This is a genomic window from Streptomyces sp. NPDC019224 (assembly GCF_040632605.1).
Classification (GTDB): Bacteria; Actinomycetota; Actinomycetes; order Streptomycetales; family Streptomycetaceae; genus Streptomyces.
The window spans coordinates 1-26,762 of record NZ_JBEYCF010000075.1; the positions used below are offsets into that span (position 1 = coordinate 1).

The window sequence follows — 26,762 nt, forward strand, 5'->3', positions numbered from 1 at the left end:
GCCCTCAGCGCGCTGCCGACGGCCATCTGCCCGTACAGGGGCTGGGACTTGGCCAGTGACTTGATGCTCATCGCCGCACCGTCGGGCAGCGTGTCCACGTACCCGGCGATGTACCGCTCCCGCTCGGGCAGGAACACGAAGTCGTCGGCGGCGGGCGGGCGTTGGTCCGGGACGGTCCGCTTGCCGTAGCCGGGGCCGGCCTTCGGATACGGGGCCGAACGGGAGGGGGTCGGCAGGGCCGGGGACGGCGGGGCGGGGCTAAGGTGCTGGGTAGCCACAGGATCGGTACTTTCTGCTTGGCGATCTTGAGGTGAGACCCCGGCCGGTGCTGACACACCGCGTCGGGGTCGCTTCGTCTGGCGGCACCGTAAGCAGCCGCGACACCGCGTGGCAAGTCGGTCACGAATAGTCACACTTGCTCGCCGTGACGGGTCAGGGAGGGGGGAAGGTTTTCCCCAACCCCTTCTTCTCCCTACCTCTTCTACCTACCGGTTGTACGACACCGCTCGAACCTCGGAGCCCGAGTCCCGAGTCCCGGCCCCCGAGATCCGAGACCCGGGCGGAACGCCCTCCGCGTACACACGAAGGAGTGAACAGGGCCGTTCCGGAGCTCGCATCCCGGGTCCCGGAGCCCGAGACCCGGGCTCCGAGCTCCGGGACCCGAGCTCCGGGGAGCGCCCCGCACCAAAGCAGGCGCCCGCAACTCCTTCAGCGACAGTCGTCCAGCTCAGGCCATCGCCTCGGCCAGGTCCTCCGCCTGCTTCAGCACCCGCTCGATCGCCGCAGGCTGCTTGTCCGGCGGATATCCGTACTTCCGCAGGAGCCGGAGCACTCGGGCCATGATCCGGTCCCTGGCCTGCTCCTTGAGCTTCCAGTCCACGGTCACGTCCTTGCGGATCTGCTCGTAGAGCTCGTGCGCGATCCGCGCGAGGACCGAGTCCTCCATCTGCTCGACCGCCGAGGGATCGGCGGCCAGCGCGTCGTAGAAAGCCAGCTCGTCCTCCGTCAGCCCGAGGTCCTTGGCTCGGCCCCGGTCGGCGGACACCTCCTGCGCCAGCTCGATGAGGAACTTCATGAACTCGGCGGCTGTCAGAAGCCCGTTCGTGTACCGGTTCATCGCGGCACGCACACGGTTCGTGAAGCTCTCCTGCCGGGTCAGGTTGCGGGGGTGGGCGTCCCGGATCTCCTTGAGCAGGGCCCGCCGGAGTGCCTCGATCGCCAGGTTCGGATGCTTCGACGCCTGGAGCTTCCGCAGGAGGGAATCGTCCAGATGGGACAGGTCCGGTTTCGTCAGGCCGGCCGCGTCGTAGATGTCCACGACACCGTCGGCTGCGATGACCGAGGCGTGGAGCTGCGCGATGAGCAGTTCCATGTCCGCCGCAGTGGCTGTGCCCTGTTCCTGTCGCTCATCCGCCGTGTACTTCTCCCGCGACTTCCGCACGGACTCGAAGAAACGGATGTCGGGCAGCAGATCCTGTACGCGCTGGTCGGTCGGGCAGAGCGAGAATGCCTGCCGGAGCAGGCCTGAGTGATGCATGAACCGCTGCTTGCGCGTGGCCTGTTCGGGCCCCAGCCCCGGCTCGGGGGTGATCAGGAACTCCAGCACCTCGACCAGGGCCTCGCGGTAGGCGCGGGGACCGCCGACTGCGAGCGTCTTCCTCCACTGGCACCCGTGCAGGAGGTCCACGATCTGCTGGTGGCTCTCCCGGACGATCTGGACCGCGCCCGCGAGGTCGGCGCCCAGCATGGGGTCCGCCTGGTCCTGCTCGGAGTACTCGGCAAGGGCTTCCTTGATCTCCCGTATGACGCCCTGGAAGTCGACGACCAGCCCGGAGGGCTTGCCGGGCCAGGTGCGGTTGACCCGGGCGATGGCCTGCATGAGCGCGGCCCCGCGCATGCGTTTGTCCAGGTAGAGGGTGTGCAGGGGCGGTGCGTCGAAACCGGTCAGCCACAGGGACTGGACGATCACCAGCTCCAGCTCGTCATCGGGGTCGGTCACCCGTGCCTGGATCTTCTTCAGCTGAGTGGGCGTACGAACGTAGTCGGCGACACCTTCATCGCTGGAAGCGCCGTTCCCCGTGAAGACCACGCGGATGCGCCCGGTGGAGTCGGTCAGCAGACCCGACTTCGGATCACGGTCCCCTGCCCAGTCGGGCTTACGACGGATCACCTCCTCGAACAGTCGAGCGGCAATGGCCCGGGAGGCGCAGACGACCATGCCCTTGCCCTTGTAGCCCGTGAGCTTCTCCATCTCCTTGCTGCGGGCGTCCCAGTGCTCCAGCAGGTGTCCGGCCAGCTCTCCAATCCGGGCGGGTGCCCCGATCAGGGCCTCGTACCGCCCGAACTGCTGACGCGCGACACGCTTCTCGTCCTCGTCCAGCCCTTCGATCAGGCCTTCCGCACGAGCGTTCAGATCGTCGAGGTCCACGTCCTTGATGAGGTCGACCTTCACGAGATGCGGTTCGTAGAAGACGGGCACGGTGGCCCCGTCGTCCACGGCCTGCGTGAGGTCGTACGTGTGGATGTTCCCGCCGAAGACGCCCTGTGTGCTGCCCGTGCTGTTGTTGATGGGGGTGCCGGTGAAGGCGATGAAGGTGGCGTTCGGGAGGGCGTCGCGCAGGTTGCGGGCGTAGCCGTCGATGAAGTCGTAGTGGCTGCGGTGGGCTTCGTCGACGACGACGATCACGTCACGGCGCGGCGAGATCTGCGGATGCCGGACACCGGCCTCGCGCTCGGCCTCGGTCAGCCGGAACTTCTGGAGCGTCGCGAAGATGACCCCGCCGTTGCTCTTCGGGCTGTTGAGCAGCTCACGCAGCGTCCCGGCATCGTCGGCGGTCTGCGGCTTTTCCTGCTTCGTCCGCTTGCGCAGGGTGTCGCTGGCGGCGAACGTCCGGTACAGCTGGTCGTCGAGGTCGATCCGGTCCGTCAGCATGACGAAGGTCGGACTCGACAGCTCGGGTGTCGAGGCGGCCTTCCCCACGTAGAAGAGCATCTCCTCGCTCTTCCCCGCACCCTGCGTGTGCCAGACGACACCCGCCCGGCCGTCGGTCGCGAGGGCCGACTCGGTGGCACGGACGGCAGCGTTCACGGCGATGTACTGGTGGGCCTTGGCGAGCTTGACCGTGTTGACGTCGCCGGACTTCTCGGCGGAGTACGAGAGGAAGTTGCCGATCAGGTCCAGGAGCCGGGCCGGCTCGAACGCCCCGTACAGCATGCGCTCCAGCGCCCGGCCGTCCTCGCGCTGGTTCTTGCGCAGCATGCGGTCCTGGTCGTCGGCGTGCCAGGGGGCCATGTGCTGCCAGGGCGTGAACGGCGTGCCCATGCGGGCGGTGATCCCGTCGGAGGCGAGCATGACGAGGAACGTGGCGAACGTACCCGTCTGCTTCAGCTCGCGCCGGTAGCCCTGCAGCTGGTCGTAGGCGGTGCGGGCGCTGTCCTTGCTGTCGGCCTTCTTCAGCTCGATGACGGCGAGCGGCAGCCCGTTCACGTACAGGACGATGTCGAATATGAACGTGCGGTCCTTGACGCTCTTGATACGGACCTGGCTGGCTGCGATCAGGTCGTTGGCGTGGGGATCGCCGAAGTCGACGGGCCGGATGACGGCGTGGCGCTCGTCGCCGGTGGCGGGGTCGTCGTACGGGACGGAGACTCCGCCGGTCAGCCGCTCGTAGAACCGGTGATTCTCGCGGAGGTCGTGCTGCGTGAACTGGTCGAGGAGGAGGGATATGGCGTCGTCGGCCACGCTCTCGGGCAGCTGGGGGTAACGACGCCGGATCGCCTTGCGGAGGTTCGGGTACAGGACGAGGTCCCCCCAGCCCTTCCGTACGCCGTACACGGGCCCCAGCTCGGCCCCGGACACGTGCTGCCACCCGATCTCGCCGAGAATCCCGAGGGCGTGCAGCTCCAGCTCCTTCTCGGTGAGGCGGTCGACGGGCGGCTCGCCAGCGGGATGGGTGCTTCTCACACGGCCTCCTCTACGACGCGGGTGGCGTCCTTGACGCGGATCTTGCCGGTGATGAGTTGGGGGAGGAGGGTGTCGCGGAGGTCGGCGAGGGTGCGGTTTTCGGTGGCGGTCTGCTGGCAGGTAGCGAGGAACGCCGCTGCCAGAGGAGCCATCTCCTCCAGCCTCCTAAGTTCAGGCGCTCTCGTACGGTGCCTCAACGCCACCCCCCGGTTCACCCCCGGAACAGCCGAATCCGCAGTCAGGGTACTAATGCCTGCAGCGTCGAGAACGAAATAGAGAACCTGATTGGTCACTTCTTTCAGCTTCGGTACCGCATAAAATGCTGTGTCAATCACCCAGCCCGGCTCCGGCAACCATGAGACACAGCCTGCATTCGCCCCTTTCCTCCCCACGACAGGATGGGCGGAATGAGTCAATGCCGTGTCATGGAAACCCACTTGCCCAGTGCAGCCGAATACCGGAACGCCGCCTGGACGCCTCAGTGGTGCGGGAAGCGCCTTGCCATAAACTAGCTCAGCAAGATCTCCCAGCATCGTTTCATTCCCTGCGACTTGCGTTTCACGCCGGAACACCGAGCGCCCCAGCGCGAGTGCCGTCTCCGCGATCCGCTCGTTGAGACCAATCTTGTCGTCCAGCGCACCGAGCACCTCAGCGATGCCTTGTTGCTCTAGCAGCGGAGGTACGGTAATCGTCATTTGCCTAAGATGAGTCGGCCCAAAGTGCTTGATCACACTTCCCACGCCCATGGCTTCAACCTGTCGCTTGAACGACGGAGCCACCAAGGCGTGTCTGATGAAATCAGGACGAACTCGTTCATCTTTGGGCCGAAACCTAATGATCCCTGTGTACGCAATCGCATCAATGCCAGTCTCGTCGACTTGCGCGACCTCTCCAAGCGACGCAGAGGTGCTCAACAACACGTCATCCCGCTGAAGCCGAAAATGGTTCCACCGTCGCGCCACCATCTCGGGATCAAGAAAGTCACAGCCATCGAGCAGACGTGCCCGACGCTTGATCCCGGCCAGTCGGATCAGCGGCACCCCGCTCTCGCGAAAATCCCTGGCCATGATTCCCGGCCCTTCTTGAAATTCCAGAACCTCCGGCAACGGCAGGACCAGCCAAGAGTCGTCCATCACACCCTCCCCAACTGCTCATCCACAAACCGCGCCAACCGCTCCGACTCCGCGAACTGCTCCCGCAGCAACGCCGTGAGCCGCGCGATCTTCTCCTCCACCGGCTCCGCGTCCGGGTCGACCTCAGCCTCCGCCGTACCCACGTACCGCCCCGGCGTCAGTACGAAGTCGTGCTCCGCGATCGCATCCAGGCCCACGCTCGCGCAGAAACCGGGTACGTCCTCATAGGATCCCGCCCCCTCCGCCCCCCGCCAGGCCCGCACCGTGTCGCCGATACGCCCGACGATCTCCTCCGGCGTCAGCTCCCGCAGCGTCCGGTTCTTCATCACGCCGAACTCGCGCGCGTCGATGAACAGAACCTCACCCTTGCGCCCCCGCACCCACCCCGAGTGCCGCCCCTTCCCCTCCGCGAGGAACCACAGGCACGCCGGGATCTGCGTCGACCGGAACAGCTGCCCCGGCAACGCCACCATGCACATCACCAGGTCGTCCTCGACCATGCCCCGCCGGATGTCGCCTTCCCCGGACTGCTTACTGCTCATCGAGCCGTTCGCGAGAACGACCCCCGCCCGGCCACTCGGCGCGAGCTTGCTGATCATGTGCTGGAGCCACGCGTAGTTCGCGTTGCCGACGGGCGGAGCCCCGTACACCCACCGCTTGTCCATGCCGAGCATCTCCCCGCCCCAGTCGGAGATGTTGAACGGCGGGTTGGCCATCACGACATCCGCCTTGAGCTCCGGATGCTGGTCGTTGCGGAAGGTGTCGGCCGGCTCGTCGCCCAGATTCGCTTCCACACCATGGATGGCCAGGTTCATATGGGCCAACTGCCACGTGGTCTGGTTCAACTCCTGGCCGAACACCGACACGTTCAGCGGGTTCCCGCCGTGCGACTCGATGAACTTCTCCGCCTGTACGAACATGCCGCCCGACCCGCACGCCGGGTCGTACACCCGCTCGCCCGGCTTAGGCTCCAGCACCTCCACCAGCAGCTGCACCACGCTCTCCGGGGTGAAGTACTCGCCGCCCTTGCGGCCCTCCTTCAGCGCGAACTCGGCCAGGAAATACTCGTACACCTCCCCCATGATGTCCCGCGCGCCCTTGCGGCGGCCGTCGTCGCCCAGCTGCTCCTGGAAGGCGAGCCGGTCCAGCAGCCTGATCAGTCCGACGAGTCGCTCGTCATCGACCCGGCCGGCGGCGTAGATCTTCGGCAGGGTCTTCTTCAGCGCCGGGTTCTGCGCCTCGATGGCCAGCATCGCCGCGTCGATCGCCTCGCCGACGGTCTGCCCCTCCACGGTCGCGCCGGCCCGCTCGAGAACGGCCTCCCAGCGGGCGGTCGGAGGTACGTAGAAGACACCGGCGCCCGTGTACTCGCGGCGCTCCTCCAGCGTGACGAGGATGTCCTCCTCGCTCCAGCCGCCCTCCTCCCGCAGCTCGGCCTCCAGCTGTGCGCGCTTCTCGCTCATCGCGGCGGAGACGTACTTGAGGAAGACGAGACCCAGCACGAAGTGCTTGTACGCGGCTGCGTCCAGACTGCCGCGCAGCTTGTCCGCGGCCTGCCACAGAATCTGCTTCATGTCGGCGGGTTCGGTCTGCTTCTTACGGGGTGGCACAGGGCACTCGTCTCTCTCGTCGTTCACAAAGGGGGCAGTCAGGCCCGAAGGCCCGGATCGGACCGCTTGCGCAGGCGCAGGTCGCCGTCCGCGACGCCCGCCGCCAGCCGTTCGGCCAGGGTGTCCAGCGCCGACAGCTGTCTCCGTACCTCGGCACGGTGCCGTTCCGTCTCGGCCAGCACCGCTTCGAGGTCGGCGATCTCCTCCGGCGGAAGCTGCGGCAGGTCCATGTCCTTCACGCTCACCCGCCGCACGAGCGATCCGCTGCCCCGCTGTTGATTGCGAGGTGCGGCCAGCAGGCGGGCCAAGGCGTGCGGGCGCATCCACAGGCCCTCCGGACGGACCGTCTCACCCGCGGCCAAGTCCATCAGGTACTTCCGGTACGCGGCGATCCGCAAGCCTTGCACCGGCGCCAGCAGGACGCAGCCGCCCGCGTCGTCCACCTGCGTGCGGACGCCGTGCTCGGTGAGCAGGAAGATGTCACCTTGCTCGGTCATCAGGCTCTGCGGATAGGCGGCCAGATCCTCCAGCATGATGCGTCGCTCCCCTATCGGCAGAGCTCCCAGCATCTCTTCCCTGCCGATCACCGGGACGCCGGCATCACCGATGTCGCTCTCCTTGATGCGGTGGCCGGGCAGGAGCTTGAGCTGCCCGGCCCTCAGCTGACCACCGACCTTGAAGTGCTCGGCACGGTGCTCCCTCTTCCCGACGCCGAGATCACCGATCCACCGCTTGAGGTGCGGCAGCGCCGCGTACGCGCTCTGCCGCGCTTCCACCGTTGCCGCGAAATGATCGAGGCCCTTCTCCGGGGACGCGAGCCGATGCGCCGGCAGCAGAGAACGTCCGTCGAGCAGATACGAACTACCGGGCCCCGCACTGGCCACAGGTACACTCTGGGCTTCCTCGGGCACGGGAGTACGCGTACTGCTCAGCAACGCCTCGACGTTCCGCTGCCACTCGTCGCCCACCCGGCGCGCCAACCGGTCGGCGTCGATCAGTAGCACGCCGAAGTCCGTCGGCGCCGACCGCGTGCTCCGCAGCACCAGCAAGGCGTGCTCGGCGCCCGTACGGAAGGTGTGGATACGGCGGGGCAGCTGGACGATCGCTTCCACCGCGCCGGACTTGAGCAGGTCCTCCCGCATCCGGGTGTTCGCCGTTCCGGTCCCGCTGCGGGGTCGGGACAACACCCAGGACGGGACGACCACCAGCCCCTTGCCGCCTTCCTCCAGCCGCTCGACCGCCTCCACCGCCCACCGCAGCGGGCCGTCCTCGTCCCGCTCGCGCTCGCCCGAGGCGTAGGGCGGGTCGGCCACTACCAGATCGGCCTGCGGAAAGCCCTGCTCAAGCAGCTCCATCGGATCCGAGCACACCAAGGTCTCCCCGGCCGCCCAGTGCGCGAGCAGCCGGTATCGCAGTACCGTGCGCCTCAACGCGTCCGGCTCGACGGCGGCGACGCGGTTCTCTCCGTCGTCAGCTGCGAGTTCCAGAAGCACATCCCCCGTGCCGGCGCACAGGTTGAGCACCGTCACCGGCCCCGCCACCGACAGAACCGGCTGGGCCAGGACATCGATCAGTTCGGTCACGGGCCTGGGGGTCGCGTCCATCGTGAGGTCGGACTCGAGACGCCCGGCCAGCTGGAGCACGGCCTCTGCGGCGGCACCGGCGCTTCCTGATTCCTCCGCCAGCTCGCGCACCGTGCGCAGCAGCTCGTCACCTGCCGTGTCGAAATCGGGCAACAGGGTCGCCGGGAGACTTTCCTCCGAGCTGCCTCCGCCCTCCCCCTCCATGGCGGCGACCGCCAGCGCCCGGACGATCAGCTGCTCAGGGCGCAGCGTGCCATGTCCGAGCGTCACCAGCCGCCGCAGCCGGAGCCCCTCTCGGAAACGTTCGCCGTACGTCGGCAGGGTGCCGTCCGGGTGCCGTTCACCGTCGGGCACCGGACGCCCGTCCAGCCAGCCCGCGATCTCCTCCGCGTCGAACAACGGCTTGCTCTCGGAGCCACCGACCGCCTCGGGAAAGGAAGCGTGCCGACGCCGCCAGTTGCTGACCGTGGGCCGGCCGACCTCGGCGAGCTCCTTGATCTCGCCGAGCGTCACCGGCTCGTACCGCCGCCGCTCCGTCACAGCGCAATCTCCTCCTCGCCCGAGAGGACCCGGGCCTTGCGGGCCAGGACGGCGGGAACCTGGCTGTACTTCTCGTGGCGTGCCGCCAGCACGGGGGCGACCAGGGCCATGAGCTCGACAGCCGTACGGAAGTCCTCCTCCAGGTGGCGGTGCGAGACGCGCTCGTGGTGCGCGATGCGGTTCCGCAGAGTCCGCATGATTTCCAGGCGGTCATGCAGGTCCTCGCGCCGCACCCCCTTGAAGCAGTGCCGAAGGGCCGGGTTCCAGTACTTCATGTCGTAGTTGCCGTGACCGCCCCTGCTGAGCAGACCCACCCAGAAACCGAACGGCAGAGTGGCGACGACATCGCACGGGCCCCAGCCCCTTCCGCGGCGCGCCAACCGGGACTCGACGTCGCGGATGTCGTCCATGGCCCACCGGTTCGGCTCCGCACGCCGCAGGTTCCACCAGTCGCCCCGGCCGAACTTACCGGTGAGCTGCCGGTGAATCCTGTTGCGCAGGCTCACCTCCAGGTCACGCAGAGGGCTGTGCAGCGCCCGGGCTGCCTCCGCGTCCCAGGCGTACAGCCGCAGCGCCACCGCCACGTCACCGTGGCACTCCTCCAGGAACGGCTGGAACCGCTCCGGAGAGATGGCCTCCAGTAACTGCTCCTCACTGCTCTCCGTCATCGCCTGCACTTCCTTCCGTCCGGTACCCGTGTTACGGTTCCGGAGTACGCCTTGGAGTCCTGTCACCGCTTGCTTCGCCGCATAGCACACAGCCCAGGGCAGAGCCTGGTGTTACGCCCTGTACTGCCCACCGGAATTAGGCAGTACAGGGCGTCACTGTTTCCTGCTGTGAGAGTCGAGCCGACGCCCCCTCACCGCGATGAGTCAAACCTAGCGCCCTCGCCGCCAAATGTGAAGCTCTACAAGAGCGCTACTGGTGAGAAGCCGGCTTCTCACCAGTCAGCTGCACCCCTTCGTGACGCTGAAAAGCGGGCCGCGACAGGTCGCGGCCCGCTTCAGAGGCTTCCGGAATCAACGCCCCAGCCGCTGCGCGACCTCCGTCGCCCAGTACGTCAGGATCAGCTGGGCGCCCGCGCGCCGGATGCCCGTCAGGCTCTCCATGATCGCCGCGTCCCGGTCGATCCAGCCCTTCTCGGCGGCGGCCTCGATCATCGCGTACTCACCGCTGATCTGGTACGCGGCGACCGGCACGTCCGACGCCTCGGCGACCTTCGCCAGGATGTCCAGGTACGGGCCGGCCGGCTTGACCATGACCATGTCCGCGCCCTCTTCGAGGTCGAGCGCCAGCTCGCGCAGCGACTCGCGGATGTTGGCCGGGTCCTGCTGGTAGGTCTTGCGGTCGCCCTGGAGCGAGGAGCCGACGGCCTCGCGGAACGGGCCGTAGAACGCCGAGGAGTACTTCACGGCGTACGCGAGGATCGAGACGTCCTCGTGGCCCGTCTGGTCGAGCGCGTCGCGGACGACGCCGACCTGGCCGTCCATCATGCCGCTGGGGCCGACCACATGGGCGCCCGCGTCGGCCTGGACCTGGGCCATCTCCGCGTACCGCTCGAGCGTCGCGTCGTTGTCGACGCGGCCGTCCTCGGTCAGCACACCGCAGTGCCCGTGGTCGGTGTACTCGTCGAGGCAGAGGTCGGACATGATCACCAGGTCGTCGCCCACCTCCTCGCGCACCGCGCGCAGCCCCGCCTGGAGGATGCCGTCCGGGTCGGTGCCCGCCGTGCCCCGGCCGTCCTTCTTCTCGTCCAGCGGCACACCGAACAGCATGATCCCCGAGACCCCGGCCGAGACCGCCTCGACGGCGGCCTTCCGCAGGCTGTCCAGGGTGTGCTGCTGCACGCCGGGCATGGCCGAGATCTCGACCGGGGCGCCGATGCCCTCGCGGACGAACGCGGGCAGGATCAGATTGGCCGGATCGAGCCGTGTCTCGGCGACCATCCGCCGCATCGCGGGGGTCGTCCGCAGCCGACGGGGCCGCGAGCCGGGGAAGTTTCCGTACGCAGTCATCCTTCGAGACTAGACCCGCGCACCCCGGGCTCTTGCCGACACCCGTGCCGGGAAAAGGGCGGGGCCCGTCCACCTCCGGGGAGGTGGACGGGCCCCGGGCCCAAGAGGCCGGTCAGGTCGTCGTACGCCGCCTGCGCGCACCCGGACGCCGCTCGCTGGGCCGGGTCACCGGGTCACCGGCCTCCCGTGCCGCGTCCCGGCGCCGCGCGCCGAACTCGGCCAGCGCCTCGGCCAGCTTGTGCACCGACGGCTCCGGCGACAGGACGTCCACGCGCAGCCCGTGCTCCTCGGCGGTCTTCGCCGTGGCGGGGCCGATGCACGCGATGACCGTCACGTTGTGCGGCTTGCCCGCGATGCCGACCAGGTTGCGCACGGTCGAGGACGAGGTGAAGAGCACCGCGTCGAAGCCGCCGCCCTTGATCGCCTCGCGCGTCTCGGCCGGCGGCGGCGAGGCGCGGACCGTGCGGTACGCGGTGACGTCGTCGACCTCCCAGCCCAGCTCGATCAGCCCGGCCACCAGGGTCTCGGTGGCGATGTCGGCGCGCGGCAGGAAGACCCGGTCGATCGGGTCGAAGACCGGGTCGTAGGGCGGCCAGTCCTCCAGCAGCCCGGCGGCGGACTGCTCGCCCGAGGGCACCAGGTCCGGCTTCACGCCGAAGTCGATCAGCGCGGCGGCGGTCTGCTCGCCGACGGCCGCGACCTTGATCCCGGCGAAGGCGCGGGCGTCGAGCCCGTACTCCTCGAACTTCTCCCGGACGGCCTTCACGGCGTTGACGCTGGTGAAGGCGATCCACTCGTACCGGCCGGTGACCAGGCCCTTGACCGCCCGCTCCATCTGCTGGGGCGTACGCGGCGGCTCGACGGCGATCGTCGGCACCTCGTGCGGCACGGCGCCGTAGGAACGCAGCTGGTCGGAGAGCGAGGCCGCCTGCTCCTTCGTACGCGGCACGAGCACCTTCCAGCCGAACATCGGCTTGGACTCGAACCACGCGAGCTGGTCGCGCTGGGCGGCGGAGCTGCGCTCCCCGACCACGGCTATGACCGGCTGGTGCCCGTCGGGCGACGGGAGCACCTTGCCCTGCTTGAAGACCTGGGCGATCGTCCCGAGGGTCGCCGTCCAGGTGCGCTGGCGCGTCGTCGTGCCGGCGGCCGTCACGGTCAGCGGGGTGTCGGGCTTGCGGCCCGCCGCGACCAGCTCACCGGCGGCGGCGGCCACCGCGTCGAGGGACGTCGAGATGACGCACGTGGCGTCGCTCGCGCCGACCTCGCTCCAGCAGCGGTCGGTGGCCGTACGGGCGTCGACGAACCGCACGTCCGCGCCCTGCGCGTCCCGCAGCGGCACCCCGGCGTACGCGGGCACCCCCACGGCGTTGGCGACGCCCGGGACGACCTCGAAGGGGATGCCGGCCGTGGCGCAGGCCAGCATCTCGCCGGCCGCGTTCCCGTCCAGGCCGGGGTCACCGGCCACGGCACGGACGACCCGCCTGCCGCCCTTCGCGGCCTCCATGACAAGATTGGCGGCATCCCTGAGAACGGGCACTCCGGCGGCTGCTGACTGCGCGTCAACGACCGTCAGCTCAGGCGTGCTTACGCCTGCCCGCGCATGGCAGCGGACGACGCCGAGAACATCCGGCTCGGCGACAAGGACGTCCGCGCTCGCAAGCGCCTCGACGGCGCGCAGGGTCAGCAGTCCTGGATCGCCGGGACCGGCACCGAGGAAGGTGACGTGCCCTGCGGACTGGACCGGGAAATCGGATGCGGCGGGGCCGGTGGGGCTCAAAGTGCTCGCTCCCCCATAAGACCGGCCGCACCCTTGGCAAGCATGTCGGCCGCGAGTTCGCGACCGATCGCCGCCGCGTCGTCGTACGACGTGGGAACGGGACCGGTGGTGGACATCTGCACCAGCGAGGCACCGTCGGTGGAACCGACGACACCGCGCAGGCGCAGTTCGTTGACAGCCTGACCGTCGGCGAGGAGGTCGGCCAGCGCACCCACGGGTGCGGAGCAGCCGGCCTCCAGGGCGGCGAGCAGGGCACGCTCGGCGGTCACGGCGGCCCGGGTGTACGGGTCGTCGAGCTCGGCGAGCGCGGCGGCGAGGTCGGCGCTGCTCGCAGCGCACTCGATCGCCAGTGCTCCCTGGCCGGGAGCGGGCAGCACGGTGTCGACCGACAGGAAGTCGGTCACCTCACCGCTGCGGCCCAGACGGCTGAGTCCGGCCGCGGCGAGAACCACCGCGTCCAGCTCGCCGTCGCGTACAAATCCGATGCGCGTATCGACGTTGCCCCGGATCGGGACGGTCTCGATGTCGAGGCCGTGGCTCCGGGCGTACGCGTTGAGCTGGGCCATGCGGCGCGGCGAACCGGTGCCGACGCGGGCGCCGGCCGGCAGCTGCGCGAAGGTCAGCCCGTCCCGCGCCACCAGCACGTCGCGCGGGTCCTCGCGGACCGGCACGGCGGCCAGCACGAGACCCTCGGGCTGCGCGGTCGGCAGGTCCTTGAGCGAGTGGACGGCGAAGTCCACCTCGCCCCGCAGCAGCGCCTCGCGCAGCGCGGCGACGAACACGCCGGTCCCGCCGATCTGCGCCAGGTGTTCCCGGGAGGTGTCCCCGTACGTGGTGATCTCGACGAGTTCGACGGCGCGGCCGGTCACCTCGCTGACCGCGTCGGCGACGTGCCCGGACTGCGCCATGGCGAGCTTGCTGCGCCTGGTCCCCAGCCTCAGGGGTGAGTTGTCGGTCATGACCGCCCTCGATTCGGGTCGTTCAGGTCTGCCCGGGAGACGGCGGCGACCGTCTGCGGGTCGAGGTCGAAGAGTTCCCTCAGCGCGTCCGCGTACCCGGCGCCGCCGGGCTCGCTGGCGAGCTGCTTGACCCGCACGGTGGGCGCGTGCAGGAGCTTGTCGACGACGCGGCGCACGGTCTGGGTGATCTCGCCGCGCTGCTTCTCGTCCAGGTCGGGGAGGCGTCCGTCCAGCCGCGCGATCTCGTCCGCGACCACGCCGGCGGCCATCGTGCGCAGGGCGACGACGGTCGGGGTGATGTGGGCGGCGCGCTGGGCGGCACCGAAGGCGGCGACCTCGTCGGCGACGATGGTGCGCACCTGGTCCACATCGGCGGCCATCGGGGCGTCCGCGGACGCCTCCGCGAGCGACTCGATGTCGACGAGGCGCACACCGTCGAGGCGGCCGGCCGCCGCGTCGATGTCGCGCGGCATGGCGAGGTCGAGCAGCGCCAGGCGCTCGGGGCCGGTGGACTGGGCGGGGATCAGGCCGCTCGCCGCGTCGGGGACGTGGTCGAGGCCGAGCGCCCCGGCGACGGCCTCGGCGGTGAGCACGAGTCCGGTGGCGCCGGTGCAGGAGACGGCGATGTCGGCACGTGTCAGTTCGGCGGTGATCTCGGACATCTCCACGGCGTGCGCGCGCACCCCCGTGCCGCCGGGCTGGTTCAGGATCTCGACCAGGCGGTCGGCGCGGGCCCGGGTGCGGTTGGCGACGACGATCTCGGCGACACCGGTGCGGGCCAGGGTGGCGGCGGCCAGGGAGGACATGGAGCCGGCGCCGATGACGAGGGCGCGCTTGCCCTTCGCCCACGCGGCGGTGTCGGGGCCGTCGGCGAGCTGTTCCAGGCCGAAGGTGACGAGCGACTGCCCGGCCCGGTCGATCCCGGTCTCGCTGTGGGCGCGCTTGCCGACCCGCAGGGCCTGCTGGAACAGGTCGTTGAGCAGCCGGCCCGCGGTGTGCAGCTCCTGGCCGAGGGCCAGCGCGTCCTTGATCTGGCCGAGGATCTGGCCCTCGCCCACGACCATCGAGTCCAGCCCGCACGCCACCGAGAACAGGTGGTGGACGGCCCGGTCCTCGTAGTGCACATAGAGATACGGAGTCAGCTCGTCGAGTCCGACGCCGCTGTGCTGGGCGAGCAGCGTGGACAGTTCGGCGACGCCCGCGTGGAACTTGTCCACGTCGGCGTACAGCTCGATGCGGTTGCAGGTGGCGAGGACGGCGGCCTCGGCGGCGGGCTCGGCGGCCAGGGTGTCCTGGAGCAGCTTGGCCCGGGTGTCGCCGTCCAGCGAGGCCCGCTCCAGTACGGAGACGGGGGCGCTGCGGTGGCTCAGACCCACGAGGAGCAGGCTCATGCCGGCATCACGGCGGTCATGTCCCCGTCGGGTCCCTTCCGGCCGGTGGTGGCGCGCACGGGCGGCGCGGCCGGGTCGGGCGTGGTGCCGACGCCTTCCTCACCGGCCTTGCGCTGCTCGTGGAAGGCGAGGATCTGGAGCTCGATGGAGAGGTCGACCTTGCGCACGTCGACGCCCTCGGGCACCGAGAGGACGGTCGGGGCGAAGTTCAGGATCGAGGTGACACCGGCGGCGACGAGCCGGTCGCACACCTGCTGGGCGGCGCCGGGCGGCGTGGTGATCACACCGATGGACACGCCGTTCTCGCTGATGATGCGGTCGAGGTCGTCGGCGTGCTGGACGGGGATGCCCGCGACGGGCGTACCGGTCATCGCCGGGTCGGCGTCGATCAGGGCGGCGACGCGGAAGCCGCGCGAGGCGAAGCCGCCGTAGTTGGCGAGGGCCGCGCCGAGGTTGCCGATGCCGACGATGGCGACCGGCCAGTCCTGGGTGAGGCCCAGTTCGCGCGAGATCTGGTAGACGAGGTACTCGACGTCGTATCCGACGCCGCGCGTCCCGTACGAGCCGAGGTAGCTGAAGTCCTTGCGCAGCTTCGCGGAGTTGACCCCCGCCGCCGCGGCGAGCTCCTCGGAGGAGACCGTGGGGACCGAGCGCTCGGAGAGCGCGGTCAGCGCGCGGAGATACAGCGGAAGCCGGGCGACGGTGGCCTCGGGAATTCCTCGGCTACGGGTCGCCGGTCGGTGATTTCGGCCAGTTGCCACGGTGCTCCTGCGGGATGAGCGGGGCTGCAGGCGGCCGTATGTCCCAGGACCGCCCCGTCGAATGCAGGCTATGTCTTTGTGAACGCGTGCACAAAGATTGTGTCCGATTTGTCCGGTCAACGTGACCGGGGTCACGCACATCCGTCGCGCGATCCAGGAACCTTGGATCGCATCAGCCCGTTGCAGGCCCGAAGGGGGCAAAGCGGTACACACTCCTCACAGCCACGCCCCCGAGACCACTCAAAACGCCCACGATGGTAACCGGGTTTCACTCAGGAAAGCAGCGCGCTGCGCAGTCTCGCCGGGTCGACCCGCCAGAACGTGTGCTGTTCGTTATCAATGAGGACCACCGGAATCTGCTCCCAGTACTCCCGGTACAGCTCCTCGTCCCGGGTGATGTCCTTCTCCTCCCAGGAGGCGCCGGTCTCCTCGCACACGGCACGCACCACCGCCCGGGCGTCGTCACAGAGGTGACAGCCCGGCTTCCCCACGAGGGTCACCACGCGCTCGGCGGGATTCTTCTTCCTACGACGCAGCAGGGCACTCATGCCCTCATTCTGCGGCCCCCGACGAGATGTCCCGGACACCAGGAGTTCACACCACGGCATCACGGCGGAACCGGAAGGCCCGGGCCGACTGGCTATGCTCACCGCATGGCCGCTCTTGGATGGCTCACCCCCCGCAGGCGTTCCGCGACCGCACGCAGTGTGCTGGCAGGCGAGGCGGCGGCGGAGGCCGCGCGGAAGTCCTCGCTCGAAGCCGAGTCCGCCGCCGAGGAGACCGGTGCGCAGGGCCCCGGGCCCGAGGAGCCCGAGTTCCCCGTCGTCGGCGACGAACGGGCCGCCGCCTTCTTCGACCTCGACAACACCGTGATGCAGGGCGCCGCGCTCTTCCACTTCGGCCGCGGTCTCTACAAGCGCAAGTTCTTCGAGCGCCGCGAGCTCACCCGGTTCGCCTGGCAGCAGGCGTGGTTCCGGCTGGCCGGCGTCGAGGACCCCGAGCACATGCAGGACGCCCGCGACAGCGCCCTGTCCATCGTCAAGGGCCACCGCGTCTCCGAGCTGATGTCGATCGGCGAGGAGATCTACGACGAGTACATGGCCGACCGCATCTGGCCCGGCACCCGCGCCCTCGCCCAGGCCCACCTCGACGCGGGCCAGAAGGTCTGGCTGGTGACCGCCGCCCCGGTGGAGACCGCCACGATCATCGCCCGCCGCCTCGGCCTGACCGGCGCGCTCGGCACGGTCGCCGAATCGGTCGACGGCGTGTACACCGGGCGCCTGGTCGGCGAACCCCTGCACGGCCCGGCGAAGGCCGAGGCGGTCCGCGCCCTGGCGGCGGCGGAGGGCCTGGACCTGGCGCGCTGCGCCGCGTACAGCGATTCGCACAACGACATCCCGATGCTGTCGCTGGTGGGCCACCCGTACGCGATCAACCCGGACGCCAAGCTCCGCAAGCACGCCCGCGCCCTGGACTGGCGGCTGCGCGACTACCGCACCGGCCGCAAGGCGGCCAAGGTCGGCATCCCGGCCGCCGCCGGCGTCGGCGCCCTCGCGGGCGGCACGGCCGCGGCCGTCGCCCTGCACCGCCGCCGCCGCTGACTCTCCGCGTCCGTGTACGTCAACACGGAGCACCCTTTTCACCGACCACAACCCGTCGCGCCCGCAGGCAGATCCCGAAGCAAAACGATCAACAAGCGGTCACGATGTGCGACTTGGCGAGTCGAAAAGTTGACATAGAAGCGACGCAATCGGTGATTTACGCAACTGGGCGTAGCGTCGCCTGTACGAAGCGTTATTCTCCTCAGACGCATTCCGGACCCGCCGCTCACTACGACGAGTGACGGCTTCGCACTGCTCGTGATGGAAGCTCTGCCTCTGGGAGTCCCGTGTACCCACACGTCGGGGTTGACGCCTCGGGCCTGGCTACGCTGCGCGCGTCAGTAGCCGAACGCATGCGCGGCTTCGTCCCCACCGCGTACGCCGTACCCGCATTCGCCACCCCTGCACCTGCCGGCCCCTGCTACGCCCTGGCCGAACGCGCTGCGGCGGTCGGAAGACGCAGCAGCCGCGGCGCGGCGACCGCCGCCCCCGTCCGGCGGCCCGCCGCCGACAGCGACAGCGCGCGCATGATGGAGCTCGTCGAGCGCGCCCAGGCCGGCGAGGCCGACGCCTTCGGCCGCCTCTACGACCAGTACAGCGACACCGTCTACCGATACATCTACTACCGCGTGGGCAGCAAGGCGACGGCGGAGGACCTCACCAGCGAGACCTTCCTGCGCGCCCTGCGCCGCATCTCCACGTTCACCTGGCAGGGCCGCGACTTCGGTGCCTGGCTGGTCACGATCGCGCGCAACCTGGTCGCCGACCATTTCAAATCCAGTCGTTTCCGGCTGGAAGTGACCACCGGCGAAATGCTCGACGCCAACGAGGTCGCCCGCAGCCCCGAGGACTCCGTCCTGGAGTCCCTCTCCAACGCCGCGCTGCTCCAGGCCGTGCGCCGGCTCAACCCCCAGCAGCAGGAGTGCGTGACCCTGCGCTTCCTGCAGGGCCTCTCGGTCGCCGAGACCGCCCGCGTGATGGGCAAGAACGAGGGCGCGATCAAGACCCTCCAGTACCGCGCGGTCCGCACCCTCGCCCGGCTCCTCCCGGACGATGCCCGCTGACCCCGACTCCCCCGGCCGGGCCGGCCCCGACGGTAGGTTCATCACGCACTGGTCCGATCATCTTTCGTGCGTAACCCAAGTGCCGAGCCACTCGTTGTGCCGGTTGCAGGCCCCCTGTCGTCACACCATGTCCGCGTCCGCTCACTCGATCGTGTGGAAGCGCTCAAGGTGTGCAACCTTCCGGACGCCCAGGGGAGTCGACCGTCATGACGAGAGGAGGTGCCGCCAGTGATCGCAAACGTTTCGGCACACCGGCGGGCGAACGCCTTCGCCCAGGCCCTGGAGGAGCAGTCGCTCCGCGGTGCGGCGGCCGTACAGCCCGAGGACCCGGCCGAACAGGCCGACCAAGGACCGCTGTTGGCCCTGGCGAACGGCCTCGGTGAACTGCCGAAGCCGCAGTTGGACCCCGAGGTCAAAGTGGTGCAGCGAGCCCAGCTCGTCGCCGCCATGGAAGCCATGTTCGCCGAGGGAGGCGCGTCCGCGGACCCTACGGTGCCCGAACAACGGAGCAGGGGCAGCCACCGCGCCTCCCCGCTCCGCAAGCTGCGCCCCAGATCCCGCTGGTCGAAGGGGATCGCCGCCGGCGGGCTCACCGTCGGCGTGGCCGCGGGAGCCTTCGGCGGAGTCGCCGCTGCCAGCTCCGACGCCCTCCCCGGTGACTCGCTCTACGGCCTGAAGCGCGGCATGGAGGACATCCATCTCGGGCTCACCCGCGACGACACCGACCGCGGCGAGATCTACCTCGATCAGGCGTCGACCCGCCTCAGCGAGGCCCGCCGGCTCATGGAGCGCGCCCGCTCGGGCGACCTCGACCACGAGCAGCTCGGCGAGATCAGGCGCACGCTCAACGGCATGACCCACGACGCCACCGAGGGCCACCGCCTCCTCCGCGCGGCTTACGAACGGGACGGTGCCCTCGGCCCGATCCAGACCCTGGACTCCTTCTCCCGCTCCCACCGCGACAGCTGGACCAGTCTCCGCGGCCGCCTCCCCGTCCAGCTGACCGACGTCGGCAACCAGGTCAGCTCGATCTTCGACGCCATAGACGAAGAGGTCGCGCCGCTGCAGTCGCTGCTCCCTCGCCCACCGGAGAAGAACACCGAATCCTCCCAGCGCTCCGACTCCACCGGAACCGGCACCGGCACCGGCACCGAGCCCTCCACGGGCACACCCACCCCGTCGCCCTCGCCCTCCACCCGGCACGAGGAGGGCGGCGGTACGGGCAGCAGCTCCTCGCCGCGCCCCTCCGACACCAGCAGCAGTCCGGCGGCCGACGGCCTGATCGGCGGTGGCACGGACGGCCTCTTCGACCCGCCGTCCCCCGACGCGAGCACCCCGCCGAAGGAGACCCCGACCTCGACGCCGACGCCGGACATCACCATCCCGCCGCTGCTCCCGGGCCTGATCGGCGGCCTGGGTATCGACGCGGAGGACGACAGGGGCTGACCAAGCCCTCCTGGTGCGGCGGCGGCCGTCAGAAGAACACCGACCGCCGCTGCACCAGCAGCTTGTACAGCGTGTGCTGGATCTGCTCCCGCACCTGATCCGTCAGGTTGAACATCAGCATCGGGTCCTCCGCCGCCTCCAGCGGATAACCGTCCGTCGGAATCGGCTCGCCGAACTGGATCGTCCACTTCGTCGGCAGCGGCACCGCCCCGAGCGGCCCCAGCCAGGGGAACGTCGGAGTGATCGGGAAGTACGGGAAACCCAGCAGCCGGGCCAGCGTCTTCGAGTTCCCGATCATCGGGTAGATCTCCTCCGCGCCCACGATCGAGCACGGCACGATCGGCACCCCCGCCTTCAGTGCCGTCGACACGAAGCCGCCCCGCCCGAAGCGCTGCAGCTTGTACCGCTCGCCGAACGGCTTGCCGACCCCCTTGAAGCCCTCCGGCATCACACCGACGACCTCGCCCTTGCGCAGCAGCCGCTCCGCGTCCTCCGTGCACGCCAGCGTGTGCCCGGCCTTGCGGGCCAGCTCGTTGACGACCGGCAGCATGAAAACCAGGTCCGCCGCGAGCAGCCGCAGATGCCGCCCCGCCGGGTGGTGGTCGTGCACCGCGACCTGGAGCATCAGCCCGTCCAGCGGCAGCGTCCCGGAGTGGTTGGACACGATGAGCGCCCCGCCCTCGGACGGGATGTTCTCGACGCCCTTCACCTCGACCCGGAAGTACTTCTCGTACACCGGCCGCAGCAACGACATCAGGACCTGGTCGGTCAGCTCCTCGTCGTAACCGAACTCGTCGACGTCGTACTCACCGGTGACCCGCCGCCGCAGGAACGCCAGCCCGCCCGCGATCCGCCGGTCCCAGGCGCCCCGCCCGCCGCCCGCGGCCGGCCGGGCGTCCCCCTGGGGGCCCTCCTGCGGCCCCCCGGGGCCCGGCGAGGCGTCCGCCTGCCCCGGGAGGGCGCTCACGGACCCCGTGCCGCGTACCGGCGGCCGTCGGCGTGCGGCACGCGGCAGACCCCCCGGCCGCGAACGGTCGTCGTCGAACGGAATGACCTTGGCATCCGCCATCGTCGCTGCGCTCCTCTACCTGGCGCTCGGAGTCGGGTGGGTGTCGCCGCCGGGCCCGGTGATCCGGGGCACCGCCGCGGCCACGCGGTCCACGGCCCGGCCGACCGCGGCGGGCGGCAGCAGCCCCGGCGCCCGGCTGCGCGCGAAGTCCGCGAACGTCTCCCCCGTGGAGTACTTCGGCGCGAACCCCAGCGTCTCGCGCATCTGGACCGTGGAGACCACCCTGCCATGGGTGAGCAGCCGGATCTGCTCCGGCGAGAAGTCCGTCATGCCGACCGCCCGCAGCGCCTGGCCCACCCAGGTGACCGCGGGCAGCAGCATCGGCACCGTCGGCCGGCCCAGCCGCCGCGCGCACTGGGAGAGCAGCAGCACCCCGTCCCCCGCGATGTTGAACGTGCCGCTGTTCAGCGTCCCGCGCCTCGGCTCGCTCGCCGCGATGCCCAGGACGTCGATGACGTCGTCCTCGTGGACGAACTGGAGCCGCGGGTCGTACCCGAAGACGGTCGGCAGCACCGGCAGCGACAGATAGTCGGCCAGCGGCGAGTCCGCGCCCGGCCCCAGGATGTTCGCGAACCGCAGCACGCACACCGCCACGTCCGGCCGGCGGCGCGCGAAGCCCCGTACGTACCCCTCGACCTCCGCCGCGTCCTTCGCGAAGCCGCCGCCCGGCAGCGACTTGGGCGGGGTCGTCTCGTGGAAGACCGCCGGATCCCGGGGCGCCGAGCCGTACACACCTGTGCTGGACTTCACCACGAGCCGCTGCACGGCCGGTGCCTTCTGGCAGGCCCCGAGCAACTGCATGGTGCCGATGACGTTGGTCTCCTTGACCGCCGTACGCGCCTGGGCCCCGAGCGCGAAGCCGCTGACGTCCAGGTGCACGACGGTGTCCACGGCGTGCTCGGCGAGGACTCTGGCGATGGCGGGCCGGCGGATGTCCGCCCGGACGAAGAGCGCCTCGCCCAGCTCGTGCCCCGGCTCGACCGCGTCGACCGCGATCACCCGCTCCACGTCCGGATCACGCTGGACACGCCGCACGAAACGGCCGCCCAGCTGCCGGGCCGCTCCCGTGACGAGCACGACCTTCCCCAAGATCAGCGCCTTCCGTCGGTCTCCCGTGCGAGAGGTGAGAAGTCCCGCAGGACGTCACCGTAGCGGGTGGACACCCCCCGCACACAGCACCGCAGCCCTCCCGCCAGGACGGCGGAAGGGCTGCGGATTCACGAACTGCGTTCGCTTACTTCTTGTTGCGACGCTGAACGCGCGTGCGCTTGAGCAGCTTGCGGTGCTTCTTCTTGGCCATCCGCTTGCGCCGCTTCTTGATAACAGAGCCCACGACTACCCTCGCTCACTTCTTCTTCACTGGTGCGGGGCGTCTGGGCCCACACGACCTACGTCGGCCTAGCCTACCCGCCACCGCGTGAGGGACGTAATCCGAGGGGAATGTCAGGCCGATGCCACCCCCACGAAGGACTCGCGCAGATACTCGTGAACCGCTTGCTCCGGCACCCGGAAGGACCTGCCCACCCGGATCGCCGGCAGATGACCGCTGTGCACCAGGCGGTACACGGTCATCTTCGACACCCGCATGACCGAGGCGACTTCCGCCACGGTCAGAAACTTGACCTCGTTCAGAGGCCTCTCGCTGTCAGCAGCCATGACTCACCTGTACCTTCCGCACGAGACGCGCACCGGCTTCCCCTCCGGTGACTCTTCGTCGCTGTGCGCTCACTCCCCAGATTAGGGGCGGGTGATGCGAGTGGGGAAGAGGAGAGACGATCGGCCGCTACTGTGACAGACATGCCCGATTGAGTACATAGCGCGTGAGCGGCAGGTAGTACGCGGACCGCACGGCGTCGTCCAGCGGAACGGCCACCGCCACCCGCCCCTCGGCCTCCCCGACGAACAGGGCCGGATCGTCCGTATCGGCGAGCCCGATCGCCTCGATGCCCAGCTGACCTGCCCCGCAGACCCATCCGTGGTCCCCGACCACCAGCTCCGGAACCGGCCCGCGCCCGGCCGCGGCGGCCTCCAGCGCGACCCTCACCGGCAGCGGCGAGTGGGAGTGTGCGCCGGTGCCACCACCGGCCGCCCCCGCGCCGGGTTCACGCACCAGCGCGACGCCCCGTACGTAGTCGAGGTTGTACGTACGTACGCCAAACCGAGTCGTTATGTCGATACATCGCCCCTGCGCCGGGGTGAGAACAGGGCATCCCGCCGACGACAAAGCGTCTGCCAGCGCCGCGTAGAAACCGATCAGCCGATGCGGATGCCCGGTCCCGAAGAGCACCGGCACCCGCCCCGCCGCCGCCTTCGACAGCCGCGCGGCGAACGCGTCGAGCCCCGCCACCGTCCGCTCGGGGTCGATCACATCGGGCCCCGACACATGCGCGGGATCGTCGGAGACCCCGCACCTGTCGGCCATCAGCGCCAGCAACTCCCCCTCTCCCCAGCCTCGTTCGGGAGCAAGGCCGAGCGTCACCCGGGGGTCCCGGGCCGCGAACAGCCGATAACTCCGCAGGCTCACCTCACGCGAGGTCGCCACGGGCCCGGCCAGCCGGGCCGCCAGCAGATGCGCACGCAGCGCTCCGGTGCTCAACACCCCACCGATGCTGCCCCACCCGGCCCGCCCGGGGACCAAAAGCCCGATTACGCCCCACAGTCGGCGTAACCCGTACTCACCTTCCGTGACGTGCCGTCAGGTCAGCAGCCCCCGCAGGGGGAACACCGCCCGCCGCGTCGCCAGCACCGCTTGGTCCAGCCGGTCCGCCGGATCGTACCCGTCCTCCCACGGCGACCAGGCGGGCGTCCGCCCGTCCGTCATCCGAGCCGGCCCCAACTGCCTTGTCCGCGCGTACACCTCGTCCCGCCACGACGACGGGATCACCGACTCCGGGTCCACCGGCGCGTGCGCCGCGATCCCCACCAGATGCGTCCAGGACCGCGGCACCACGTCCACCACCGCGTAACCACCGCCGCCGAGCGCCACCCAGCGCCCGTCGTCGGCGTAGCTGTGCGCCAGCTCGTGGCAGGCCGTCATCACGGACCGCTGCGCGTCCAGCGACACCGCCAGATGCGCCAGGGGGTCCTCGAAATGCGTGTCCGCCCCGTGCTGCGACACCAGCACCTGCGGCCGGAAGTCCGCCAGCAGCTCCGGCACCACCGCGTGGAACGCCCGCAGCCATCCGGCGTCCCCGGTCCCGGCCGGCAGCGCCACATTGACCGCACCGCCCTCACCGGCCCCCGCTCCGGTCTCCTCCGGCCACCCGGTCTGCGGGAACAGCGTCCGCGGATGCTCGTGCAAGGAGATCGTCAGGACCCTCGGGTCCTCCCAGAAGGCCGCCTGCACCCCGTCGCCGTGGTGCACGTCCACATCGACGTACGCGACGCGCTCGGCCCCCAGCTCCAGGAGCCGCGCGATGGCCAGCGCCGGGTCGTTGTAGATGCAGAAGCCGGCCGCGCCCCCGGGCATCGCGTGGTGCAGTCCGCCGGTGAAGTTCACCGCGTGCCGGGTCTCGCCCCGCCAGACGGCCTCGGCCGCCGCCACGGACTGCCCGGCGATCAGCGCCGACACCTCGTGCATCCCGGCGAACGCGGGATCGTCGACGGTCCCGAGGCCGTACGTCTGGTCCGCCGCCCGGGGATGGGCCGACGCGGCCTTCACCGCCGCCACGTAGTCCGGCCGGTGCACGAGCCGCAGCGTGGAGTCCCCGGCCGGCTTGGCCGTCACCACGTCCACCGCCCGGTCGAGGCCGACCGCCCGCACCAGTCCCATCGTCAGGGCAAGCCGGACCGGGTCCATCGGATGACTTTCCCCGAAGTCGTAGCCCGTTACTGCGTCATCCCACATCAACTGTGCGCGGCCGCTCATGCCCGCCACCGTATCGGGCGGGTCCCGCGCCGAACGACCTGGCGTACAGGAGGGTCGCGAGCACCAGCACCATCGGCACCACCATCGCGCCCCGGTAGCTCCAGGCGTCCCCGAGCGCCCCGACGAGCGGGGATCCGACCAGGAAGCCCACGTAGTTGAAGATGTTCAGCCGGGCGATCGCGGTGTCGCTCGCCCCGGGGAACATCCGCCCGGCCGCCGCGAAGGTCTGCGGCACGATCACGCACAGCCCGAGCCCCAGCAGCGTGAACCCGAGCATCCCCGTCCACGCCCCGCCCGCGACGGCCACCACGGCGAACCCGGCCGCCGCCAGCACGGTCCCGGACCGCACCACGGCCACCGCCCCGAACCGCCGCACCCCGAAGTCCCCCACGGCCCGCCCCAGCAGCGTCGTCACCATGTAGACGTTGTACGGAACGGTGGACAGCTGCTCCGAACCGCCCAGCACGTCCTGGAGGTACTTCGCGCTCCAGTTGGAGACCGTCGAGTCCCCGATGTACGCGAAACCCATCACCAGGCACAGGGGCAGCAGCAGCCGGAAGGAGACCGCCCCGGCCTCCTTCACCGGCTCGCCGCCCGTCGCCCGTTCCTCGTCCTTGACGTACCACCGGCTCCCGACGAACGCCGCGGGCAGCAGCACCACGACCACCGGGAGGTACGAGACCGGCAAGGACAGGTCCCAGTGCGCCCCGGCCCAGGCCATCGACGCCCCGGCGATCCCGCCCAGGCTGTACGCGGCGTGGAACCCCAGCATGATGGAACGCCCGTACGTCCGCTGGAGGCTGACGCCCATCATGTTCATGGACGCGTCCAGCGCGCCGACGGCCAGCCCGAAGACCCCGAGCGCCAGGGCGGCTTCCCACAGTTCGCCGCCGGCGCCGACGCCGAGGAGCGCGAGGAGCACGACGGGCTGCGTCCACCGCAGGACCACCCGCGGCCGCACCCGCGCGACCACCTTCTCGGTGAGCACACTGCCCACCCCGGCCAGGACCGGCACGGCGGCGAGGAACACGGGCAGCAGCCCGTCGGATATCCCGTACCGGTCCTGGATGGCGGGAATCCGCGTCACCAGAAGGGCGAAGGTGACCCCCTGCACGAAGAAGCTCAACGCGAGGGCCACCCTGCCGTGCCGCAACCGTGCATGTGTCATGGCCGCGAGCGTAGAGCCGGCTCCTACCCAGGGGTAGACGCGTCAGGCAAGCAATTCCGGCAGCTCTCCCATGTCGGAGAAATACCCGGTCACACCGGTCAGCCGGTCCGCGGGCATCATCGAGGTGAACCCGTAGACGTCCATGCCGGCCGCCCGGGCCGCCTCGACCCCGAGCGGGCTGTCCTCGATGACGACGCACCGCTCGGGCGCCACGCCCATGCGCTCGGCGGCGAGGAGGAAGAGGTCGGGTGAGGGCTTGCCCCGGCCGACGTCCTCGGCGCTGAAGATCCACTCCTCCTCGAACCACTGGTCGAGCCCGGTCTTCCGGTGGCTGACCCGGATGCGCTGGTGGCTGCTGGAGGAGGCCACGCAGTACGGGACACCGTCGGCGACCAGCTTCCCCAGCAGGTCGTCGACGCCGGGGACGGGCTCCAGCTCCTCCTCGAAAGCGGCGAAGATCCGTGAGTGGAGCGTGACGTCGAAGTCCTCCGGCAGCTTCGTCCCGGTCCGCTCCTGGACGAGATCGTGGACGCGATGCACCGCGGACCCCATGTAGTCCCGCAGGGACTCCTCGTACGAGGTGGGGTGCCCCAGCTCCGTGAGGTAGCCGGCCAGGATGGTGTTGGAGATCGGCTCGCTGTCGACGAGCACACCGTCGTTGTCGAAGATGACAAGTTCGTAGCGCATGGCACGACCTTAAAGGGTCGGAACGCGAAAAAGCCCCGTGCCACAGGGGCACGGGGCTTTTCCTAAAAGGAGTTCGGCGGCGTCCTACTCTCCCACAGGGTCCCCCCTGCAGTACCATCGGCG

At 70.0% G+C, this 26,762-nt stretch carries 22 protein-coding genes and 1 pseudogene; 3 read left to right on the top strand and 20 right to left on the bottom strand.

Translation table 11 applies throughout. The features are described from left to right. The 12 genes and pseudogenes from ABZ564_RS30795 to ABZ564_RS30850 form a co-directional block, all read right to left on the bottom strand. Positions 1-278: pseudogene (locus ABZ564_RS30795) on the bottom strand (MarR family transcriptional regulator); the annotation flags it as partial. Positions 279-727: 449 nt separating this feature from the next. Further along, a complete protein-coding gene (locus ABZ564_RS30800; RefSeq protein WP_360862523.1) occupies positions 728-3,964 on the bottom strand; it encodes a type I restriction endonuclease subunit R in 3,237 nt (1,078 codons plus the stop codon). Next, positions 3,961-5,097 (bottom strand): restriction endonuclease subunit S, encoded by a 1,137-nt coding sequence (locus ABZ564_RS30805; RefSeq protein WP_360862525.1) that lies wholly within the window; start codon positions 5,095-5,097, stop codon positions 3,961-3,963. Before ABZ564_RS30805 ends, ABZ564_RS30800 begins: the two co-directional genes overlap by 4 nt. Beyond that, positions 5,097-6,671 (bottom strand): class I SAM-dependent DNA methyltransferase, encoded by a 1,575-nt coding sequence (locus ABZ564_RS30810; protein ID WP_360862527.1) that lies wholly within the window; start codon positions 6,669-6,671, stop codon positions 5,097-5,099. The genes ABZ564_RS30805 and ABZ564_RS30810 overlap by 1 nt, the downstream gene beginning before the upstream one ends. 74 nt (positions 6,672-6,745) lie before the next feature. Continuing rightward, the gene (locus ABZ564_RS30815) at positions 6,746-8,830 is read right to left on the bottom strand and encodes an N-6 DNA methylase (protein WP_360862529.1); all 2,085 of its coding nucleotides are present in this window, start codon (positions 8,828-8,830) and stop codon (positions 6,746-6,748) included. Further along, positions 8,827-9,498: a hypothetical protein gene (locus tag ABZ564_RS30820; protein ID WP_360862530.1), complete on the bottom strand. Its 672-nt coding sequence runs from the start codon at positions 9,496-9,498 to the stop codon at positions 8,827-8,829. Before ABZ564_RS30820 ends, ABZ564_RS30815 begins: the two co-directional genes overlap by 4 nt. A 351-nt stretch (positions 9,499-9,849) precedes the next feature. After that, entirely contained in the window at positions 9,850-10,845 is a 996-nt protein-coding gene (gene hemB, locus ABZ564_RS30825) for a porphobilinogen synthase (RefSeq protein ID WP_360862532.1), read from the bottom strand. A 112-nt stretch (positions 10,846-10,957) separates the two neighbouring features. Continuing rightward, complete coding sequence (locus ABZ564_RS30830; RefSeq protein WP_360862534.1) at positions 10,958-12,625, bottom strand: uroporphyrinogen-III synthase; 1,668 nt, start codon at positions 12,623-12,625, stop codon at positions 10,958-10,960. Further along, the gene (hemC, locus tag ABZ564_RS30835; RefSeq protein WP_360862536.1) at positions 12,622-13,584 is read right to left on the bottom strand and encodes a hydroxymethylbilane synthase; all 963 of its coding nucleotides are present in this window, start codon (positions 13,582-13,584) and stop codon (positions 12,622-12,624) included. The genes ABZ564_RS30830 and hemC overlap by 4 nt, the downstream gene beginning before the upstream one ends. Beyond that, a complete protein-coding gene (locus ABZ564_RS30840; protein ID WP_360862537.1) occupies positions 13,581-14,975 on the bottom strand; it encodes a glutamyl-tRNA reductase in 1,395 nt (464 codons plus the stop codon). Before ABZ564_RS30840 ends, hemC begins: the two co-directional genes overlap by 4 nt. Next, a complete protein-coding gene (locus tag ABZ564_RS30845) occupies positions 14,972-15,736 on the bottom strand; it encodes a redox-sensing transcriptional repressor Rex (RefSeq protein WP_360862539.1) in 765 nt (254 codons plus the stop codon). Before ABZ564_RS30845 ends, ABZ564_RS30840 begins: the two co-directional genes overlap by 4 nt. Positions 15,737-16,008: 272 nt before the next feature. Further along, positions 16,009-16,284 (bottom strand): glutaredoxin family protein, encoded by a 276-nt coding sequence (locus ABZ564_RS30850; protein WP_360862541.1) that lies wholly within the window; start codon positions 16,282-16,284, stop codon positions 16,009-16,011. A 105-nt stretch (positions 16,285-16,389) separates the two neighbouring features. On the opposite strand from ABZ564_RS30850, the gene ABZ564_RS30855 reads away from it, so the two are divergent. From ABZ564_RS30855 to ABZ564_RS30865, 3 genes are all read left to right on the top strand, one after another. Further along, the gene (locus ABZ564_RS30855) at positions 16,390-17,337 is read left to right on the top strand and encodes an HAD-IB family hydrolase (protein ID WP_360862542.1); all 948 of its coding nucleotides are present in this window, start codon (positions 16,390-16,392) and stop codon (positions 17,335-17,337) included. Between the two features lie 287 nt (positions 17,338-17,624). Beyond that, positions 17,625-18,401 (top strand): ECF subfamily RNA polymerase sigma factor, BldN family, encoded by a 777-nt coding sequence (locus ABZ564_RS30860; protein ID WP_360862544.1) that lies wholly within the window; start codon positions 17,625-17,627, stop codon positions 18,399-18,401. A 228-nt stretch (positions 18,402-18,629) separates the two neighbouring features. Next, positions 18,630-19,847 (top strand): DUF5667 domain-containing protein, encoded by a 1,218-nt coding sequence (locus tag ABZ564_RS30865; RefSeq protein ID WP_360862546.1) that lies wholly within the window; start codon positions 18,630-18,632, stop codon positions 19,845-19,847. A gap of 28 nt (positions 19,848-19,875) precedes the next feature. Here ABZ564_RS30865 and ABZ564_RS30870 read toward each other — a convergent pair whose 3' ends face one another. From ABZ564_RS30870 to ABZ564_RS30905, 8 genes are all read right to left on the bottom strand, one after another. Beyond that, positions 19,876-20,916, bottom strand: coding sequence for a lysophospholipid acyltransferase family protein (locus tag ABZ564_RS30870; protein ID WP_360862547.1), 1,041 nt, complete (start codon positions 20,914-20,916; stop codon positions 19,876-19,878). Positions 20,917-20,931: 15 nt separating this feature from the next. Continuing rightward, entirely contained in the window at positions 20,932-22,005 is a 1,074-nt protein-coding gene (locus ABZ564_RS30875; RefSeq protein ID WP_360862549.1) for an NAD-dependent epimerase/dehydratase family protein, read from the bottom strand. Between the two features lie 145 nt (positions 22,006-22,150). Beyond that, positions 22,151-22,249: an AURKAIP1/COX24 domain-containing protein gene (locus ABZ564_RS30880; protein ID WP_003948845.1), complete on the bottom strand. Its 99-nt coding sequence runs from the start codon at positions 22,247-22,249 to the stop codon at positions 22,151-22,153. A gap of 110 nt (positions 22,250-22,359) precedes the next feature. After that, positions 22,360-22,572 carry a helix-turn-helix domain-containing protein gene (locus ABZ564_RS30885; RefSeq protein ID WP_018525026.1) on the bottom strand — a complete coding sequence of 71 codons (213 nt, stop codon included), beginning with the start codon at positions 22,570-22,572 and terminating at the stop codon, positions 22,360-22,362. Positions 22,573-22,699: 127 nt separating this feature from the next. Beyond that, positions 22,700-23,515, bottom strand: coding sequence for a phosphatase (locus tag ABZ564_RS30890; RefSeq protein WP_360862551.1), 816 nt, complete (start codon positions 23,513-23,515; stop codon positions 22,700-22,702). Positions 23,516-23,611: 96 nt separating this feature from the next. After that, positions 23,612-24,784 (bottom strand): acetoin utilization protein AcuC, encoded by a 1,173-nt coding sequence (locus ABZ564_RS30895; protein WP_360862553.1) that lies wholly within the window; start codon positions 24,782-24,784, stop codon positions 23,612-23,614. Continuing rightward, entirely contained in the window at positions 24,753-25,952 is a 1,200-nt protein-coding gene (locus tag ABZ564_RS30900) for an MFS transporter (protein ID WP_360862555.1), read from the bottom strand. Before ABZ564_RS30900 ends, ABZ564_RS30895 begins: the two co-directional genes overlap by 32 nt. Positions 25,953-25,994: 42 nt before the next feature. Continuing rightward, positions 25,995-26,639: an HAD family hydrolase gene (locus ABZ564_RS30905; RefSeq protein WP_360862557.1), complete on the bottom strand. Its 645-nt coding sequence runs from the start codon at positions 26,637-26,639 to the stop codon at positions 25,995-25,997. Positions 26,640-26,762 lie beyond the last annotated feature (123 nt).